Raw genomic sequence first — 16,965 nt, 5'->3', positions numbered from 1 at the left:
GAGCAGCCACGCTAGAGCCTGTGCCACCTCGCCCGACGGGCGAGGTGGCACAGCCCCGGGAGATTCCGGCGGCCCGGGCCGCGCGCGGCGAGCTCACCGGCCCGGCGGAGCGGAGCGGCTGGTCGCTGTGCGCCTTGCTCGTCATCTTCTGGGGCATTCGCCTCTGGACCGGCTCGGTGGTCGTCGCCTGGATGAATGTCGCCGCGGTCGGCCTGACGCTGGCGGGCCTGATCGCCTGCTGGCGAGTCTGGGCTGCGCCGCGCGGCCTGCGAACCTGGGAGCAGGGTGCGTTGGTCACGCTCCTGGGCGCGGGGGTGTTGCTCTGGGGGTACCTGCAAATCGTGCTGCAGCCGGCCTACGGCACCGACTCGATCGCCTTCGGCCAGTACGCGGCCGAGCTCGTGCTGCAGGGGCGCAACCCCTACCTCGAGTCGATGGCGCCCTCGCTGCAGCATTTCCTCGTCCCGTCGATCTACCACACCTACCTGCTCGACGGAACGCCGGTCGACTCGGTCTCCTATCCGGCGCTCGCCTTCCTGCTCTACATCCCTTCACTGCTCCTTGGCCTGCACATGCAGGCGGCGGTGCTGAGCAACCTCGTCTTCTGGGTCGGAGCGTTCGTGCTGCTCTGGCGGCTCTTGCCCCGCGGGCTGGGCTGGACGGCGGGGATCCTGATGAGCTTCATCACCTACGCCTCCTTCGTCGTCGGCGGGGTCACCGACGCGATGTTCCTCCCGTTCGTATTCGTCGCCCTCTGGCGCTGGGATCGCTACGGCGACCCGGACGAGCGTGGCCTCGCGCGCTGGATCGGCCCCGTCGCGCTGGGGCTGGCGATGGCGGTCAAGCAGTCGCCCTGGTTCCTGCTCCCCTTCCTGCTGGTCGGCGTCGCTCACGAGTCGCGCCGCCGCGGTGGCAGCTGGCTCTGGCAGCCCGCCCGCTACCTCACGGTCGCCGGCGCCGTCTTCATCGCGACAAACGGCCCCTACATCGCGGCCGACCCGGTCGCCTGGGTGCGTGCCGTCACGGTCCCGTTGGTCAGCCCGATGGTCGCCGGCGGGCAGGGACTCGTCAACCTCGCCCTCTTCGAGGGTCTCGGCGGCATCATGCTCTATTACAAGCTTGCCGGCGCAACCGCCCTGATCGGCGCCCTGGCCGCGTTCGCGCTCTTCTACCCGAGCCTGAAGCGCGCCTGGGTGCCGCTCGTCGCGCTCGTCTTCTTCTGGCCCGCACGCTCGTTCGCCAGCTACCTCGTTGACATGGCCCCCGTCGCGCTCCTGGCGGCGACAACGGTCAGACCCGCGCCGGCTCGCCTCCCGCTCCCGGCCCGCCGCCTGCGCGCCTCGATCCTCGCCGGTATCGGCGCCTGTTTCCTCGGCACGGTCGTCCTCGCCCTCTCCACGGCCCCGCCCCTGAAGATCGCCGTCCTCGACGCATTCTCGACCGGCCAGCAGGGGTCGATCGACGGCATCCGCGTCCGGGTCACCAACACCTCCGGCAGGCCGCTCGAGCCGCACTTCACGGTGATCAAGGGCGGTTACCTGACCACCTTCTGGTACGAGATGCCCGACCCGGGGCGCCCGCGCGTGATCCCCGCCCATCAGACGCGGACGCTCTTCCTGCGGGCGCCCAACACCGACTCGATGCCCGCGCTGACGGGCGGATTCGTGCTCGAGGCGTTCACGCGCAGGCCGGACACCGTCAGCGCCAGCAGGCTCTCACCACCGTCCGCCGAGCACCTCGTGCTCACACCCGATGCCGTCGATCGCCCCGTCCCTGCCGGCAGGCGTGTGGCGATCACCGTCCGGCTCGTCGGCCGGCTCGGGAACCCACTCCGCAGACCCGGCGTGCCCGTTGCTCTCGCCCAGGTGGTCTACGGGCAGCACGCGCTGATCCCCGGACAGGCGTCGATCAACGGGCTCCCAGAGGGCACCAGCCCGGTGCGCGAGCTGACCGACCGCGACGGCGCCGCCCACTTCGTCGTGCGCTCCGTCCAACCCCAGCGCGACCCCGTTTTCTTCCAAGCCTGGGTCGCCCCGCGGCGTGATGCCCCACACGGCTACTCGAACCTCCTCTCGATCCAGTTCGTTCGTGGGGCCGGCGCGTGAGCTCCTACCCAGCTCCCGGAATCGTCCGGCCAGGCGACGACGCCGCCCGGCCGCCCCTGCTCCCCGCCCTCGTGATGAGCGCCGAGCCCCGGCCCGGGAAACGTGCTGTGCGCGCGCTCATCTGCCTGCCGACCTACAACGAGCGCGAGAACATCGAGCCGATGCTGCGCGCGCTCGGCGACGCGCTCGGACGCGACGATCTCGTCCTCGTGATCGACGACAACTCACCGGACGGCACCGGCGAGCTGGCTGAGCGGCTGGCCGCGTCGGTCGGCCGCGTCCGGGTCGAGGTCCTGCACCGGCGCCGCAAGGAGGGGCTAGGCCCCGCCTACCTTGCCGGCTTCCGCCGCGCGCTCGAACTGGGCGCCGAGCTCGTCCTGACAATGGACTGCGACTTCTCGCACGACCCCCACGACGTTCCCCGCCTGATCGCGGCCGCCCAGGAAGCAGACGTGGTCCTCGGCTCGCGCTCAGCCGCCGGCGGCATCGACAACCGCACCCTCGGCCGGCGGCTGATCTCGAGCGGCGGCTCACTCTACGCACGGACGATCCTGGGCCTGCCGGTGCGCGACGCAACCGCCGGCTTCAAGTGCGTCCGGCGCGAAGTCCTCGAACGAGTCGCCCTCGACGCGATCCACTCGAAGGGCTACGCGTTCAACATCGAGCTCACCTACCGCGCACACCACGCCGGCTTCCACGTCGTCGAGCAGCCGATCACCTTCACCGACCGAGCCGCCGGCGGCTCCAAGATGAGCTGGACGATCCTGCTCGAGGCACTCCGCACGGTGCCCTCCCTGCGTCTGGCGGCACTCGCAGGGCGGCTCTGAGCGATGCGCACGCACGCGGCCCAGCTCGCGAAGTTCTCGCTCGTAGGCTCGAGCGGCTACGTGATCAACATCGCCGTCTACGCGACGCTCCTGCAGCTCGCCGGCATGAACAGGCTGCCGGCCGCAAGCTGCTCGTTCCTGGCCGCCGCCGCGAGCAACTACACGTGGAACCGCCTCTGGACGTTCCGAGCGAGGCGCGGCAGCGTGGCCCGGCAGGGACTTCGCTTCCTCGCCGTCTCCGTCGCCGTGGGCGGCGCCGGCCTGCTCATGCTGACCGCACTCACGGCCCTCGGGCTCAGGGCGGTCGAGGCACAAGCATTGGCGGTCATGATCGTCATGCCGCTGAGTTTCACCGCCAACAGAGCCTGGTCGTTCCGCGGCCGCCCGCGTCCTCTGGACGATTGATTCCGCATTCGCGGTCGTAGGCGCTGAGACGGCACCGCTATGACCGTCGTAGTGCCGGCACGGGATCCCAGCGCTGAACGCCCGAGACGGCGTCGGCGCCGGCGGCGGAGGAAGCGACGGGCAGGAGGCAGCGCGGGCTCCGCATAGAGTGTGCGGGATGATCGCCGCCGACGAGGGCCTCGCCGAGCTTCACACCCATCTCGGCGGCTCCGTCGCTTCCGACATCCTCTGGAGCCTCGCGCACGAGCAGGGGATCGCCCTGCCGGTGAAGGACTTCTGGGAGTTCGACCGGCTCGTCACCGTCTCCGACCCGCGCGGGGTCGAGAACCTCGACGCGCTCGACGCCGTCTACCACTGGACGGAGCTGATCCAGTCCTCGCCGCTCGCGGTCGAGCGTTCGGTGCACGCGGCGATCGGCGGCGCCTACCGCTCGCAGAGGATCACGACGCTCGAGCTGCGCTTCAACCCGATGAAGCGCAACCGCGGCGGCGAGCGCGACCTCGACCACATCATCCTCGCCGCGATCCGCGGGCTCGACCTGGCGAGCCTCGAGTACCCGCAGGTGCGGGCCGGGCTGATCCTGATGATGGACCGCACCTTCGACGCGCGCCAGAACGAGATCATCGTCGAGAAGGCGATCAGATGGGCGCCGCGCGGCATCGTCGGCGTCGACCTCGCCGGCCCGCGTCCGGGCGGGCGCCGCTACGACTACGCGCAGGCCGCGCCGATGGTCGAGGCGGCCCGCGCGGCCGGTCTCGGGGTGACGATCCACGTCGGCGAGGAAGGCGGCGACATGGGCCGCGAGGAGCTCGGCGAGGTCGTCGAGCGCCTGCGGCCCGATCGCATCGGCCACGGCATCCTCGCCGCGGCCGACCCGCGGCTGATGGCGCTGCTCCGCGACGCCGGCGTCGTGCTGGAGATCTGCCCCACCTCGAACCTCCTCACGAAGGCGCTGCCCGACGAAGAGGCGCTCCGCGACACGCTGCGGACGTTCGCGCGGCACGATGTCCCGTTCACGATCGCCACCGACGGCCCCGAGATGATGCGGACGCACCTGCGCGACGAGCTGGAGCTGCTCGAGCGCATCGGCGCGCTCTCGGCCGAGGAGCTTGCACGGGCGAACGCGCGCGGACACGCCGCGAGCTTCATCGGCCGGACGTGAGCCCGGCCGGCTTCCCCGGCGCTCAGCGGTCCGCCTGGCCGGCGGCGCCGTCGTCCGCCTCGACCGCAGACTCGCCGGGGCCGTCGAGATGGAGGCGCTCGAGCAACTCGCGCGACTCCTCCTCGACCGTCTCGAGCGCGCGTCCGACGCGACCGCCGGTGTGCTCGTCGACGACCGCCTCGGCCCGGTCGATCGCCTCGATCGCCGTGTACTCGAGCTCGTTCGAGGCCTCCTCGGCCTTCCAGATCCAGCGGCGCAGGCGATCCAGCATTCCCATGGCGGCGACTGTACCTCACGGTCTCGGCCCCGTCCTTCGTTACAACAGGGGCGATGGCACGCGGATGGAGACTGTGGGCGGCCCTGTGGATCGTCTACCTCGTCTGGGGGTCGACCTACCTCGCGATCAAGGTCTCGGTGCGGACACTGCCGCCTCTGCTCTCGGCCGGCCTCCGCTTCCTGCTCGCCGCGCTGATCCTCGCCGGGATCCTCGTCGCCGTGGGCGCGTCGCTGCGTGTCCCGGTGCGGCAGGCGCTCGCGGCAGGCGGCCTCGGGATCGCGCTGCTGACGCTCGGGGTGGGCGTCGTGACGCTGGCCGAGACGCGCATCGACTCGAGCGTGGCCGCGATGATCGCCGGGTCGGTACCGCTGCAGGTGATCGCGATGCGTACGGCGAGCCGTGAGCGCGTCGCGTCTGCGACCCGGATCAGCGCCGCCGTGGGGATCTCCGGGCTTGCCCTGATCGTGGTGCCGGAGGGCGTCACGGGCGGGTCGACGGCGATCGGGCTCACGCTGATGCTCGCCGCGACGGTGTCCTGGTCGACCGGCTCGTTCGTCTCGCGCCGGCTCTCCCTGCCGGCGGACGCGTTCGTGACGACCTTCTACGAGATGCTGGTCGGCGGCGCCATGCTGTGCGTTCTCGCGCTCGCCGTCGGCGAGGGCCGCGACGTCCGCGTCGACGCGATCTCCGCACAGTCGATCGCCGCATGGAGCTATCTCGTCGTGTTCGGCTCGCTCGTCGGCTTCAGCGCCTACGCCTGGCTGTTGCGCAACGCGCCCATCTCCCAGGTCGTCACGCACCAGTACGTGAATCCGCTGGTGGCGATCGCGCTCGGTGCCCTGCTGCTGGGAGAGAAGCTGACCGTCACGACGGCGCTCGGGGCGCTGATCGTGCTCGCCGCCGTGTTCGCGACCGTGAGACGCGAGAGCCGCTCCTAGCCCTCCACCTGCATGCGCTGATGGGCGAGGAACTCGAGCAGGTCGGAGCGCGTCAGGATCGCGGCGGGCACGCCGCCGGCCGCGACGACGACCGCGGCGGCGGGGCCCGAGAGGGCCGAGAACACCTCGTCGAGCGAAGCGCGCGCGTCGACGATCGCGAGCGGCGGCTGCATCGCCACCGCGATGTCCTCGTTCAGCGCGTCGGGGTTCTTGAACACGCGGTCGAGCAGGCTGCGCTCCTGGATCGATCCGACGATGTCGGTCAGGGCCGCCGCCGGCTCCTGCCGCACGACGGGGAGCTGCGAGATGCCGTAGCGCTGCATGAGGTCGATCGCGGCGCCGACCTTCTTCGCCGACTCGATCGTGACGAGGTCCGGCAGCTCGGACCCCTCGCCGCGCCTGAAGCGCAGCACCTCGTCGACGGTGGGGACGGGGGCGCTGCGCTCCATGAACCCGTACTGGATCATCCAGTTGTCGTCGTAGAACTTCGACAGGTAGGAGCGGCCGCCGTCGGGCAGCAGCATCAGCACCCGGGCGCCTGGTCCCATCCTGCCGGCGACCTGGAGCGCGGCCCACGCGGTCGAGCCGCACGAGCCGCCGACGAGCAGCCCTTCCTCGCGGGCGAGCCGCCTCGCCGTGAGGAACGAGTCGCGGTCGGACACGCGCACCCACTCGTCGACGACCGCCGCGTCCATCGTCTCGGGCCACGTGTCCTTCCCGATCCCCTCCACGAGGTACGGGTGCGTCGGATGCTCGGCGTCCTCGGTGTAGACCGAGCCCTCCGGGTCGGCGCCGACGATCAGCACCTCGGGCTTGCGCTCCTTGAAGTAGCGGCCGACGCCGGAGATCGTGCCGCCCGTGCCGACGGAGATGACGATCGCGTCGATCTCGCCGCCGTCCGTCTGCTCCCAGATCTCCGGGCCCGTGCTGCGGTAGTGCGCCTCCGGGTTCGCCGCGTTCGAGTACTGGTCGGGCTTGAACCCACCCGGGATCTCCTCTGCGAGCCGGTCGGAGACGGAGTAGTACGACTCGGGAGAGTCGTGGTCGACCGCCGTCGGCGTGATCACCACCTCGGCGCCGTAGGCGCGCAGCGTCGAGATCTTCTCCTGGCTCATCTTGTCCGGCATCACGAAGATGCAGCGGTAGCCCTTCTGCGCCGCGGCGATGGCGAGGCCGACGCCCGTGTTCCCGGAGGTCGGCTCGACGATGGTGCCGCCGGGTCGGAGCTTGCCCTCGCGCTCCGCCGCCTCGATCATCGCGAGCCCGATCCGGTCCTTGTTGGAGCCGCCGGGATTGAGGAGCTCGAGCTTGGCGAGGAGCTGCGGCGGCACGTCGCGGCCGAAGCGGTCGAGGCGCACGATCGGCGTGCCGCCGACGAGATCGAGCAGAGTCGGGTAGGTGCGGCCCATCGCGGGAACACTAGTCGCCGCAGACGCAGAATTGCTTTCACGCGAGTCGCGGGCGCTCCGTAGCTTTCCGCAGCGCGATCCGTGCAGCGACCGATGGCGGCGCTCGCCGGGCGAGGGCACGATCGCGGTCGTGGCACCCGAAGACGCGCCCGGTCACCGGCAGCTCTGTACGATCGAGCTCATCGCCGAGGGGCACGCTCGGCGCTGCCCCGGCGAGACGTGCCCGTTCTGGGATCGCGGCTGCGCGCTCGCCCGCGTGGAGGCAGAGCTCGACGGCAGGCCCGAGCTGGCCTCGCTGCTGCTCGACCTGCGACACGCTCTCGACGCGGGCCGCACGATCGCCGTGGAGGACGCCCGGGAGCTGCTCCGCCGCCGCCTCGACACGGGCGACGAGTAGCCGGCGGGCGCGCCTGGTCAGTGCCGGAAGTGCCGGCGCCCCGTGAGCACCATCGCGGCGCCGGCCTCCTCCACCGCGGCCTCGACCTCGGCGTCGCGCCTGGAGCCGCCCGGCTGGATCACGGCCGTCACGCCCGCCCGCAGCGCCAGCGCCGGCCCGTCGGCGAAGGGGAAGAACCCGTCCGATGCGAGCACCGCGCCGGTGAGGTCGTGGCCGTGCTCGCGTGCCTTCTCGACGGCGATGCGGACGGCGTCGACACGGCTCATCTGGCCGGCACCGATCCCGAGCGTCATGCCGCCACGCGCGATCACGATCGCGTTCGAGGTCACGTGCCGGACGACCGTCCAGGCGAAGAGCAGGTCGTCCCACTGCTCGGGCGAGACGCTGCCGACAGCGATCTCCATCTCGTGGAGCGGATCCGGCTCGCCGTCACGGTCCTGCACGAGCAGCCCGCCGAGCACCCGCTTCAGGTCGCGCTCCGTCGGATCGAAGCCGCGACGCTCGCGATCGTTGAGGATCCGCGTCGCCGGCTTCTGCACGAGGGCCTCCATCGCCACGGCGTCGTAGCCGGGCGCGAACAGCACCTCGACGAACTGCTCGGCGAGCCGCTCCCCGAGCGCGGCGCTGACCGGATGCGTGAGGACGACGACGCCCCCGTAGGCCGAGACCGGGTCGGCCGCGAGCGCCTTCTCGTACGCCTCCTCGATCGTCTGCGCGACGCCGACGCCGCACGGGTTCGCGTGCTTGACGATCACGCAGGCGGGGCTCTCGAGCTCGCGGGCGAGCAGCCGGGCGGCCGAGAGGTCGTTGAGGTTGTTGTACGAGAGGGGGCGGCCGTGCGCCTGCTCGACGCGCGCGAGCAGGTGGGTGCGCGCGCCGCGCTCGGCGTAGTAGGCGGCACGCTGGTGCGGGTTCTCGCCGTATGCGAGCTCGAGAGCGCGGTCGAAGGCCGGCACGATCGTCTCGGGAAATCGCTCGTCGCCGGCGAGCCAGGCGGTGACGGCGCTGTCGTAGGCGGCCGTCACGGCGAATGCCCGCGCCGCGAGCCGGCGCCGCGTGCCGGCTGCGACGTCGCCGCCGGCGCGCAGCTCCGCGAGCACGGGCTCGTAGTCGTCGCGCCGGCAGACGGGGATCACGTGCGCGTGGTTCTTCGCGGCGGCCCGCAGCAGCGCGGGCCCTCCCACGTCGATCTGCTCGATCGCCTCGTCCCAGCTCACGTCGAGGCGGGCGACCGTCCGCTCGAACGGGTACAGGTTCACGCACACGAGGTCGATCGGAGCGATGCCGTGCCGCGCGAGGTCGGCCATGTCCTCGGGGAGGTCGCGGCGCGCGAGGACGGCGCCGTGGAGCGCCGGGTGGAGCGTGACGACCCGGTGCCCGAGCATCTCCGCGAAGCCGGTCAGCTCCTCCACGGGCGTGACGGGGATCCCCTCGCCTGCGAGCAGCGTCGCGGTGCCGCCGCTCGCGACGAGCTCGAAGTCGAGGCGTCGCAGCTCCTCGGCGAACGCGGCGACGCCGGTCTTGTCGTACACCGACAGCAGCGCGCGCCTCATGCCCCGACGAGCTCCTTCACGACCTGCGGCAGCAGTCGCTGCTCGACGGCGCGGATGCGCGCGTGCAGCGTCTCGGGCGTGTCGCCGGGCAGGACCGGCACCGGCTCCTGGCGGATCACAGGGCCCGTGTCGACGCCCGCGTCGACGAGGTGAACGGTCGCCCCTGTCTGCGCGACACCGGCGGCGAGCGCGTCGGCGACGGCGTGCGCTCCCGGAAACGACGGCAGCAGCGCCGGGTGGACGTTGACGACGCGCCCCGGGAAGCGGTCGAGGAACGCCGGCGTGAGAAGGTGCATGTAGCCGGCGCAGACGACGAGCGTGACGCCCTGCGCGACGAGCCAGTCCGCCATCGCCAGGTCCCGTGCGGCCCGGTCGACGTGCGCGTCGAGCGGGAAGGCGGCGTGCGCGACGCCGGCCCGCGCCGCGCGCTCGAGCGCGGGCACGCCCTCGAGGTTCGCCGCGACCGCGCTCACGGGCAGGCCGGCGTCGAGGAGGGCCTGCAGGTTGGAGCCGGAGCCGCTGACGAGAACGCCGATCACCTGTCGCTCCATGCGACGCCCTCCACCCCGCTCTCGATACGGCCGATCACGAGATCGGCGGCGGTCGCCTCGGCGGCGGGGATGACGGCGCAGTAGCCGATGCCGATGTTGAACACGCGGCGCAGCTCGTCCTCGGACACCCCGCTCTGCGCGAGCCATCCGAACACCGCGGGCCGCGTCCACGCGTCCGGGTCGACGACGGCACCGAGACCCTCGGGAAGCACGCGCGCGAGGTTACCCGCGATGCCGCCGCCCGTCACGTGGGCCAGTCCGCGCACGTCGGCGCGGCAGCGCAGCGCGCGCACGCCGTCGAGGTAACAGGCGGTGGGCGGCAGCAGCAGGTCGGCGTCGAACGGGCCGTCGCCGACGATCCGGCGCACGAGCGAGAAGCCGTTGCAGTGGATGCCGGTGGACGGGAACCCGACGACGACGTCGCCGTCGGCGATCCGCGAGCCGTCGACCAGGCGATCGCGGTCGACGACGCCGACGACGGTGCCGCAGAAGTCGATCTCACCCTCGCGGTAGATGCCCGGCAGCTCGGCCGTCTCGCCTCCCAGGATCGCGCAGCCGGCCGCGCGGCAGACGTCGGCGGCGCCGTCGACGAGGTCGGCGACCTGTTCCGGGTCGATCGTGCTGGCGGCGACGTAGTCGAGGAAGAACAGCGGGTCGGCGCCCGTCGTGAGCACGTCGTTGATCCCGTGCGCGGCGATGTCCGCGCCACAGGAGCGGAGCCGGCCGGCCCTGCGGGCGAGCACGAGCTTGGATCCCACGGAGTCCGTGCTGGCGGCGAGCAGGCGGCGCTCGTCGAGCGCGTACAGTCCGGCGAATGCGCCGAACGCGCCCTCGACATTCGACGTTCGGGTCGACGAGACGGCGCCACGCAGGCGCTCGACGATCGCGTCGGCGGTGGCGAGCGAAACCCCCGCGGCAGCGTACGTCTGCTCTTCGGCAGGCACCCGACGAGCGTAGACGATGGCGCGGCGCGCAGGTGGGGGATTCGCTCAGGCGGACGCGGAGGCCGGCTCGAAGCGCATCTTGGCGAGGTTCCCCTGCTCGGGCAGGCGCGTCGGGTACTCGCGCGTGAAACAGGCACGGCAGACCGACGAGCCGGGCATCCGCGTCGCCCACTGCATGCCCGCCACCGACAGATAGTGCAGCGAGGTGGCACCGACGAGCTCGCGCATCTCGTCGACCGACCGGTGCGCCGCGGCGAGCTGATCCTCGTCGGCCATGTCGATGCCGTAGAAGCACGGCGAGACGACCGGCGGCGACGAGATGCGGACGTGCACCTCGGCGGCGCCCGCGTCGAACAGCATCTGCACGAGCGCGCGCATCGTGCTGCCGCGCACGATCGAGTCGTCGACGATCACGCAGCGCAGGCCGGAGATCTCGTCGAGCGGGTTGAACTTCAACCGGATGCCCTGCCGGCGCAGCTCCTCGTCGGGCTGGATGAACGTGCGCCCGACGTAGCGGTTCTTGATCAGCCCCTCGTCGTACGCGATGCCCGAGCGCTTGGCGAATCCGATCGCGGCCGGCGTGCCCGAGTCGGGGATCGGCATCACGACGTCCGCGGCCACGGGCGCCTCCTCGGCGAGCCGCATGCCCATGCGCACGCGCGCCGAGTGCACCTCGGTGCCGGCCAGTCGCGAGTCGGGGCGCGCGAAGTAGACGTGCTCGAAGACGCAGAGCGCGCTCCGCCCCTCCGGCAGCGCCTGCGCGGTGTGGAGGCCGTTCGCGTCCACCCAGAGAACCTCGCCGGGGCGCACGTCGCGCACGACCTCGGCGCCGATCAGGTCGAGGGCGCACGTCTCGGAGGCGACGACCCAGTCGTCGCCGATGCGGCCGAGGGAGAGCGGCCGGATGCCGTTCGCGTCGCGGAAGGCGACGAGCGTCTCGTCGACGAGTGCCACGACGGAGTATGCGCCCTCGAGCCGGCGCATCGTCGCTGCCACCGCCTCGGGCAGCGGCGCGGGGTCGCGGGCGACGAGCGCGGCGATCACCTCGGTGTCGGACGTGGAGCCGAGCCGGATCCCGTCCGCGACGAGCTCGTCGCGGAGCATCCCGGGGTTCGTGAGGTTGCCGTTGTGCCCGAGCGCGACGGTGCGGGCGCGGCCGTGGTGGACGAGCGGCTGCGCGTTCGACCAGTGCGCGCCGCCCGTCGTCGAGTAGCGGGTGTGCCCGATCGCCACCTCGCCGGGGAGCGCCTGCAACTGCTGCTCGTTGAACACCTGGGCCACGAGGCCCATGTCGCGCAGCACCGTCAGGCGCCCACCCTCCGAGACGGCGATGCCGGCCGACTCCTGGCCGCGGTGCTGCAGCGCGAAGAGGGCGAAGTAGGAGAGCCGCGCCACGTCGCGCTCGATCGAGCGGATGCCGAACACGCCGCACATCAGCGGCTCCCCCCCTCCCAGGCGGCCCGGAGCTCTGCGAGCGGCACACCGAGCACGCTGCTGCCTCCCACCTCGCCGATGCGCCGCACGCCGACGGACGATCCGAGCGGGTCGATCTCGACCTGCTCCGGAGCCATGGCGAGGATCACCTGGCCGGGCCCTTCGCCGAACAGCGCCGCGGCTGCGGAGGGAAGGTCGAGACGGGCCCCGATCCCGGAGTGCACCGCGGCCTCGGCGAGAGCGACCGCGAGACCGCCCTCGGCCACGTCGTGGGCGAGCGAGCAGCGGGGCGCCGCCGCGGCGGCGAAGCGGACGAGCTCCGCCTCGGCCGCGAGGTCGAGCGCGGCCGGCGTGCCGGAGGGGATGCCGTAGCGCGCCTGGTACTCCGAGCCGGGCAGCGCCGGGGTGCCGGCGGAGGCGACGAGGATCGCGTCGCCCTCCCTCCAGGCGCCGGGAACGCGGCGCACGTCGGGGACGAGGCCGACGCAGCCGACCGTGGGCGTCGGGTGGATCGAGCGGCCGTCCGTGTCGTTGTAGAGCGACACGTTGCCGGACACGACCGGCAGCCCGAGCGCACGGCACGCCTGCGCGATCCCCTCGATCGCCTCGGCGAGCTGCCAGGCGACCTCGGGCTTCTCGGGGTTGCCGAAGTTGAGGCAGTCGGTGAAGCCGAGCGGCTCGGCGCCCGCGCAGGCGACGTTGCGCGCGGCCTCGAGGATCGCGAGCGCCCCGCCCGTGAACGGATCGAGCGACCCGATCCGCCCCGTGCCGTCGAGGGTGACGGCCAGACCCCGGAAGGAGGGCCGCAGCCGCAGCACGGCGGCGTCGAGCCCCGGCCGGCGCACCGTGCGCGACTGCACGAGCTGGTCGTAGCGGCGGTAGACGAAGGCGCGGGAGCGCAGCGCGTCCGAGCCGATCAGCTCCAGCAGCGCCTGCGCGGTCGGCGGCGCTCCGTCGACCGCCACCTCGGCGGGAGCCTCGCGCGGGACGCGCGCGACGGCGTAGCGCGGGCAGCCGGCCGTGAGGTGCCGTGCGGGAATCGAGCCGGCCACCTCGCCGTGCCAGAGGGCGCGCAGCCTGCCGGATTCGGTCACCTCGCCGATCACCGCCCGATGCAGCTCCCAGCGGTCTATCACCGCCTCCGCCTCCGCGAGGCGCTCGGGCGCCACGATCGCGACCATCCGCTCCTGCGACTCGGAGATCATGATCTCCCATGGCTCCATCCCCTCCTCGCGACGGGGCACGCGGTCGAGGTGGACGTCGATGCCGAAGTCGGCTGCCATCTCGGAGAGCGACGAGGCGAGGCCGGCGGCGCCGCAGTCCTGCAGCGACAGCACGAGTCCGCGCTCGACGAGCTCGACCGACACCTCGATCAGCCGCTTGCCCGTGAACGGATCGCCCACCTGCACGGAAGGGCGCTTGTCGGCCGACTCCTCGCCGAGCTCCTGGCTTGCGAGCACGGACGCACCGCCGATCCCGTCGCGGCCCGTGGTGGCGCCGTAGAGGACGAGCAGCGCTCCGGCCTCACCGGCCTTCGCCCGCGTGAGCCGCTCGCTGGGCAGCAGGCCGACGCACATCGCGTTGACGAGACAGTTGGACGCGTAGACGTCGTCGAACACCACCTCGCCGCCGACGGTGGGGACGCCGACGGCGTTGCCGTAGGCGCCGATGCCGCCGACCGCGCGCGAGAAGTGGTCGTCGGGGGCCCCGAAGCGAAGGGCGTCGAGCAGCGCGACCGGACGGGCGCCCATCGCGATGACGTCGCGGAGGATTCCGCCGACGCCGGTCGCCGCGCCCTGGAAGGGCTCGACCGCGGACGGGTGGTTGTGGCTCTCGGCCTTGAACGCGACCGCGAGGCCGTCGCCGAGGTCGATGACGCCCGCGTTCTCGCCCGGCCCCTGGAGCACACGCGCGCCTTCGCTGGGGAGGCGCTCGAGCAGCAGCGCCGAGTGCTTGTACCCGCAGTGCTCCGACCACAGCAGCGAGAAGACGGCGAGCTCGAAGTGATTGGGCTCGCGCTCGAGCAGCTCGACGATGCGGTCGTACTCCCCGTCCGTGAGGCCGAGCCGGCGGTGGAGTGGCTGTTCCGCGACAGAGCTCAGGACGACATCCTAGCGGCGGCGTCGGCGCTGCCCGCGGGCTCCGCACGGGCGACGGCACCTCACGCGCCGGCCGGCCGGCGCGTTTACCCTCGACGAGCCGTGAGTCGACGCGACGCCCTCCTCCTGCTCCTCCTCTCCGCCATCTGGGGATCGTCGTTCCTCTTCATCAAGCTGGGCGTGGACGCGCTCGAGCCGTCGGTCGTCGTGCTCGGCCGGCTCGTGGTCGGGACGCTCGTGCTGCTGCCGCTCCTCCCGGGCCGCGGTGGGCTCGCGCCGCTGCGCGGCCGGCTCGTCCCGCTCGTCGTGCTCGGCGCGCTCAACAACGCGGTGCCGTTCTGGCTGCTCGGTTTCGCGGAGACGCGGCTCGACTCGGGCCTCACCGCGGTGATCCAGGCGGCGGCGCCGATCTTCACGGTGCTGCTCGCCTCCCGCATCGACGTCACGCAGACGGTGAGCGGTGTGCGCCTGCTCGGCGTCGCGGTCGGCTTCGTCGGTGTCGCGCTGCTCGTGGGCGTCCAGCGCGGCGGCGAGCTGACGGCCGCGCTCGCGGTGATCGGGGTGGCGCTGTGCTACGCCGTGTCGGTGCTCTACGCGGGGCGGACGGTGCGCGGGCTGCCGCCGCTGCAGGTGTCGATCGGCCAGCTGGCGTGCGCCGCCGTGCTGATCGCGCCGTTCGGCGTCACACAGCTGCCGCCGGGACTGCCGCAGGCGAGGGTGCTCCTCGCCGTCGCGGCACTCGGCGTGCTCGGCTCGGGCATCGCCTACCTGCTCTACTTCGCGATCATCGCGAGCGCCGGCGCCTCCAGGGCGATCCTCGTCACCTACCTCGTGCCGGCCTTCGCGCTCGTCTACGGCGGGGTCTTCCTCGACGAGGCGCTGACGGCGACGGCGCTGGCCGGGCTGGCGCTCGTGCTCGGCGGCACCGCGCTCGCAACCGGCCGCATGCGCGCGGCGAGGGCCCGCGCACGATGACCCGCCGCTACTGGCCGCTGATCCTCGTGCTCGCCGCCGCATGGGGGGCCTCGTACCTGTTCATCAAGGTCGGGGTGGAGGGAGGCTTTTCGCCCGGCGCGCTGATGGCGGCACGCTCGCTGATCGCGGCGGCGGTGCTGCTCGCCTATCTCGTGTGGACGCAGGGCCGCCGCTTCGCGTTCGGCGAGCTGCTCGGCTCGTGGCGGGCGGCCGTCGTCCTCGGCGCGCTCAACGCGGCGCTGCCGTTCTGGCTCGTGGCCTGGGGCGAGAAGCACATCGACTCGAGCGTGGCGGCGATCGCGCAGGCGACGGTGCCGATCTTCTCCCTCTTGATCGGGCTGCGCTTCCTGCCGCACGAGCGCATCGGCGCGACCCGCATCGCCGGCGTCGCGCTCGGTCTCGTCGGCGTCGGCCTCGTGGCCGGCGTCGCGCCCGAGGGTGATGCGTGGGCGGTCGCCGGCACGCTCGCGGTCGTGCTCGCATCCGTCTTCTACGCCTCGGCCGCGATCTACGGGCAGCTGCGCATCAAGGGCACGCCGGGGCCCGTGCTGGCGACCGGGTCGATCCTGGTGGGGGGGATCATGCTGCTGCCGCTCGCCGTCGCGCAGCCGCCGCGCTCGCTCCCGACCGCGGGCGCGATCGCGTCGCTGCTGACGCTCGCGCTCGCCGGCACCGCGCTCGCGCAACTGATCCTCTTCCGCGTCATCGCGCTGTTCGGCGCCCGGCGCCTCAGCCTGGTCACCTACCTGATGCCCGGCATCGCGCTGGTCTACGGCGCGCTGCTCCTCGACGAGACGATCACGGCCGCCGCGCTCGGCGGGCTGGCTCTGATCCTGCTGGGCGTGGCGCTCGGGTCGGGCGCGCTGCACCTGCGGCGGTGGAGATAGAGCGATCGCAGGCGGGGCCCGATGCCTTCGGCCTGTTCGTGGTCGCGCTCGACGGCGTGCGTCACCGGCTCGTGGAGGAAGACCTGGACTGACCGCGCCGCTCGAGCCCGGATGCGTCCGCGGAGTCGTCGACGACACGCGCGTCCCGCAGGAAGGCGAGCAGCGCCGGCGCGGCCTCCGCAAGCGCGTCGCTGCCCCCGTGGTCTGCTGCCGGCACCACGTGGATCCGCGCGCGCCCGCCTGCGCGCGCCTGCAGCGCGTACGCATCCTCGACCGGCACGGTCGTGTCCCGGCCTCCGTGCAGGAGGAGCACGGGCGAGCGCACGCGGCCGATCGTGTTGACGGGCGCGAACGTGTCGAAGCGCTGCCCGATCGTACGCTCGAGGTAGCGGAGCGCGAGCCGCGTCAGCGGCGCGGGCAGGCGCCGGCGCAGGGTGCGCCTCATGAACACCTCGGGGTGGGCCATCGAGGCGATCGAGACGACGGCTGCCACGCCGTGATCGCGGGAGGCGACGAGCAGGCACGCCCCGGCGCCGACGGAGTGGCCGACGAGGACGATCCGGGAGCAGTCCACGTCCGGGTGGCGGCGCAGCCAGGCGAGGCCCGCGGCGACGTCCTCCGCGAAGCGTGGCATGGACGCGAACTCGTCGTCGTCGCTGCGGCCGTGACAACGCGCGTCGAGCAGCAGCACGCGCAGCCCCGCGTCCCGTAGCGGCGTGGCCGCCGGAAGCATGTCGGCCGCGCTCGAGCCCCAGCCGTGCATGACGAGCGCGGCCGGGCCCGGCACGCAGGCAGGCGCGGACGGGAGGAACCAGCCGCGCACGGTGCGGGCGTTCACCCGCACGGCGACGTCGACGGCATCCGCCGGCGGCTGCCGACCGGGAAGCGGCCGCCGCGGCGGCCGGCCGTACCGGTGGGACAGCCGCCGCATCGCCTGCCGGGCCGACAGCGCGGCCGCGAGGACGATGACCGGTCTGCCGCGCACGGTGCGACCGTAGCGGA

16 protein-coding genes are annotated in these 16,965 nt (G+C 72.8%); 8 read left to right on the top strand and 8 right to left on the bottom strand.

The genetic code is table 11. The features are described from left to right. The first annotated feature begins 20 nt into the window (after positions 1-20). From Gocc_RS01790 to Gocc_RS01775, 4 genes are all read left to right on the top strand, one after another. Entirely contained in the window at positions 21-2,105 is a 2,085-nt protein-coding gene (locus tag Gocc_RS01790; protein ID WP_147281153.1) for an ArnT family glycosyltransferase, read from the top strand. A 74-nt stretch (positions 2,106-2,179) separates the two neighbouring features. Continuing rightward, positions 2,180-2,932 (top strand): polyprenol monophosphomannose synthase, encoded by a 753-nt coding sequence (locus Gocc_RS01785; protein ID WP_114795134.1) that lies wholly within the window; start codon positions 2,180-2,182, stop codon positions 2,930-2,932. Between the two features lie 3 nt (positions 2,933-2,935). Beyond that, positions 2,936-3,337: a GtrA family protein gene (locus Gocc_RS01780; RefSeq protein WP_114794811.1), complete on the top strand. Its 402-nt coding sequence runs from the start codon at positions 2,936-2,938 to the stop codon at positions 3,335-3,337. A 157-nt stretch (positions 3,338-3,494) separates the two neighbouring features. Continuing rightward, the gene (locus Gocc_RS01775; protein WP_114794810.1) at positions 3,495-4,499 is read left to right on the top strand and encodes an adenosine deaminase family protein; all 1,005 of its coding nucleotides are present in this window, start codon (positions 3,495-3,497) and stop codon (positions 4,497-4,499) included. A 22-nt stretch (positions 4,500-4,521) separates the two neighbouring features. Here the strand turns inward: Gocc_RS01775 and Gocc_RS01770 are convergent, their stop codons facing one another. Then, on the bottom strand, positions 4,522-4,776 hold the full coding sequence (locus Gocc_RS01770; protein WP_114794809.1) for a hypothetical protein: 255 nt from the start codon (positions 4,774-4,776) through the stop codon (positions 4,522-4,524). A 53-nt stretch (positions 4,777-4,829) separates the two neighbouring features. Here Gocc_RS01770 and Gocc_RS01765 point away from each other — a divergent pair, with 53 nt between their 5' ends. Then, positions 4,830-5,714, top strand: coding sequence for an EamA family transporter (locus Gocc_RS01765; protein WP_114794808.1), 885 nt, complete (start codon positions 4,830-4,832; stop codon positions 5,712-5,714). Here Gocc_RS01765 and Gocc_RS01760 read toward each other — a convergent pair. Beyond that, positions 5,711-7,123: a cystathionine beta-synthase gene (locus Gocc_RS01760; RefSeq protein ID WP_114794807.1), complete on the bottom strand. Its 1,413-nt coding sequence runs from the start codon at positions 7,121-7,123 to the stop codon at positions 5,711-5,713. The genes Gocc_RS01765 and Gocc_RS01760 overlap by 4 nt on opposite strands. Positions 7,124-7,253: 130 nt before the next feature. Here Gocc_RS01760 and Gocc_RS01755 point away from each other — a divergent pair, with 130 nt between their 5' ends. Continuing rightward, on the top strand, positions 7,254-7,520 hold the full coding sequence (locus Gocc_RS01755) for a hypothetical protein (RefSeq protein ID WP_147281152.1): 267 nt from the start codon (positions 7,254-7,256) through the stop codon (positions 7,518-7,520). A gap of 17 nt (positions 7,521-7,537) precedes the next feature. Here Gocc_RS01755 and purH read toward each other — a convergent pair whose 3' ends face one another. From purH to purL, 5 genes are read right to left on the bottom strand one after another with little or no spacing between them, the layout of a single operon-like run. Beyond that, positions 7,538-9,073, bottom strand: coding sequence for a bifunctional phosphoribosylaminoimidazolecarboxamide formyltransferase/IMP cyclohydrolase (gene purH, locus Gocc_RS01750; RefSeq protein WP_114794805.1), 1,536 nt, complete (start codon positions 9,071-9,073; stop codon positions 7,538-7,540). Continuing rightward, positions 9,070-9,624, bottom strand: coding sequence for a phosphoribosylglycinamide formyltransferase (purN, locus tag Gocc_RS01745; protein ID WP_114794804.1), 555 nt, complete (start codon positions 9,622-9,624; stop codon positions 9,070-9,072). Before purN ends, purH begins: the two co-directional genes overlap by 4 nt. Further along, positions 9,609-10,568, bottom strand: a complete 960-nt coding sequence (gene purM, locus Gocc_RS01740) for a phosphoribosylformylglycinamidine cyclo-ligase (protein ID WP_181813284.1) — start codon at positions 10,566-10,568, stop codon at positions 9,609-9,611. The genes purN and purM overlap by 16 nt, the downstream gene beginning before the upstream one ends. Before the next feature lie 45 nt (positions 10,569-10,613). Further along, entirely contained in the window at positions 10,614-12,002 is a 1,389-nt protein-coding gene (gene purF / locus Gocc_RS01735; protein WP_114794802.1) for an amidophosphoribosyltransferase, read from the bottom strand. Further along, positions 12,002-14,104: a phosphoribosylformylglycinamidine synthase subunit PurL gene (purL, locus tag Gocc_RS01730; RefSeq protein ID WP_114794801.1), complete on the bottom strand. Its 2,103-nt coding sequence runs from the start codon at positions 14,102-14,104 to the stop codon at positions 12,002-12,004. Before purL ends, purF begins: the two co-directional genes overlap by 1 nt. Positions 14,105-14,203: 99 nt before the next feature. Between purL and Gocc_RS01725 the strand changes: the two genes are divergently transcribed. After that, positions 14,204-15,076, top strand: a complete 873-nt coding sequence (locus Gocc_RS01725) for a DMT family transporter (protein ID WP_181813283.1) — start codon at positions 14,204-14,206, stop codon at positions 15,074-15,076. Beyond that, positions 15,073-15,963, top strand: coding sequence for a DMT family transporter (locus tag Gocc_RS01720; protein WP_114794799.1), 891 nt, complete (start codon positions 15,073-15,075; stop codon positions 15,961-15,963). Before Gocc_RS01725 ends, Gocc_RS01720 begins: the two co-directional genes overlap by 4 nt. Before the next feature lie 61 nt (positions 15,964-16,024). Here Gocc_RS01720 and Gocc_RS01715 read toward each other — a convergent pair whose 3' ends face one another. Then, positions 16,025-16,948, bottom strand: coding sequence for an alpha/beta hydrolase (locus Gocc_RS01715; protein WP_114794798.1), 924 nt, complete (start codon positions 16,946-16,948; stop codon positions 16,025-16,027). Positions 16,949-16,965: the final 17 nt, after the last annotated feature.

The sequence above is a fragment of the Gaiella occulta genome (assembly GCF_003351045.1).
In the GTDB taxonomy this organism is placed as follows: domain Bacteria; phylum Actinomycetota; class Thermoleophilia; order Gaiellales; family Gaiellaceae; genus Gaiella; species Gaiella occulta.
This window is presented reverse-complemented; position numbering and strand designations above follow the sequence as displayed.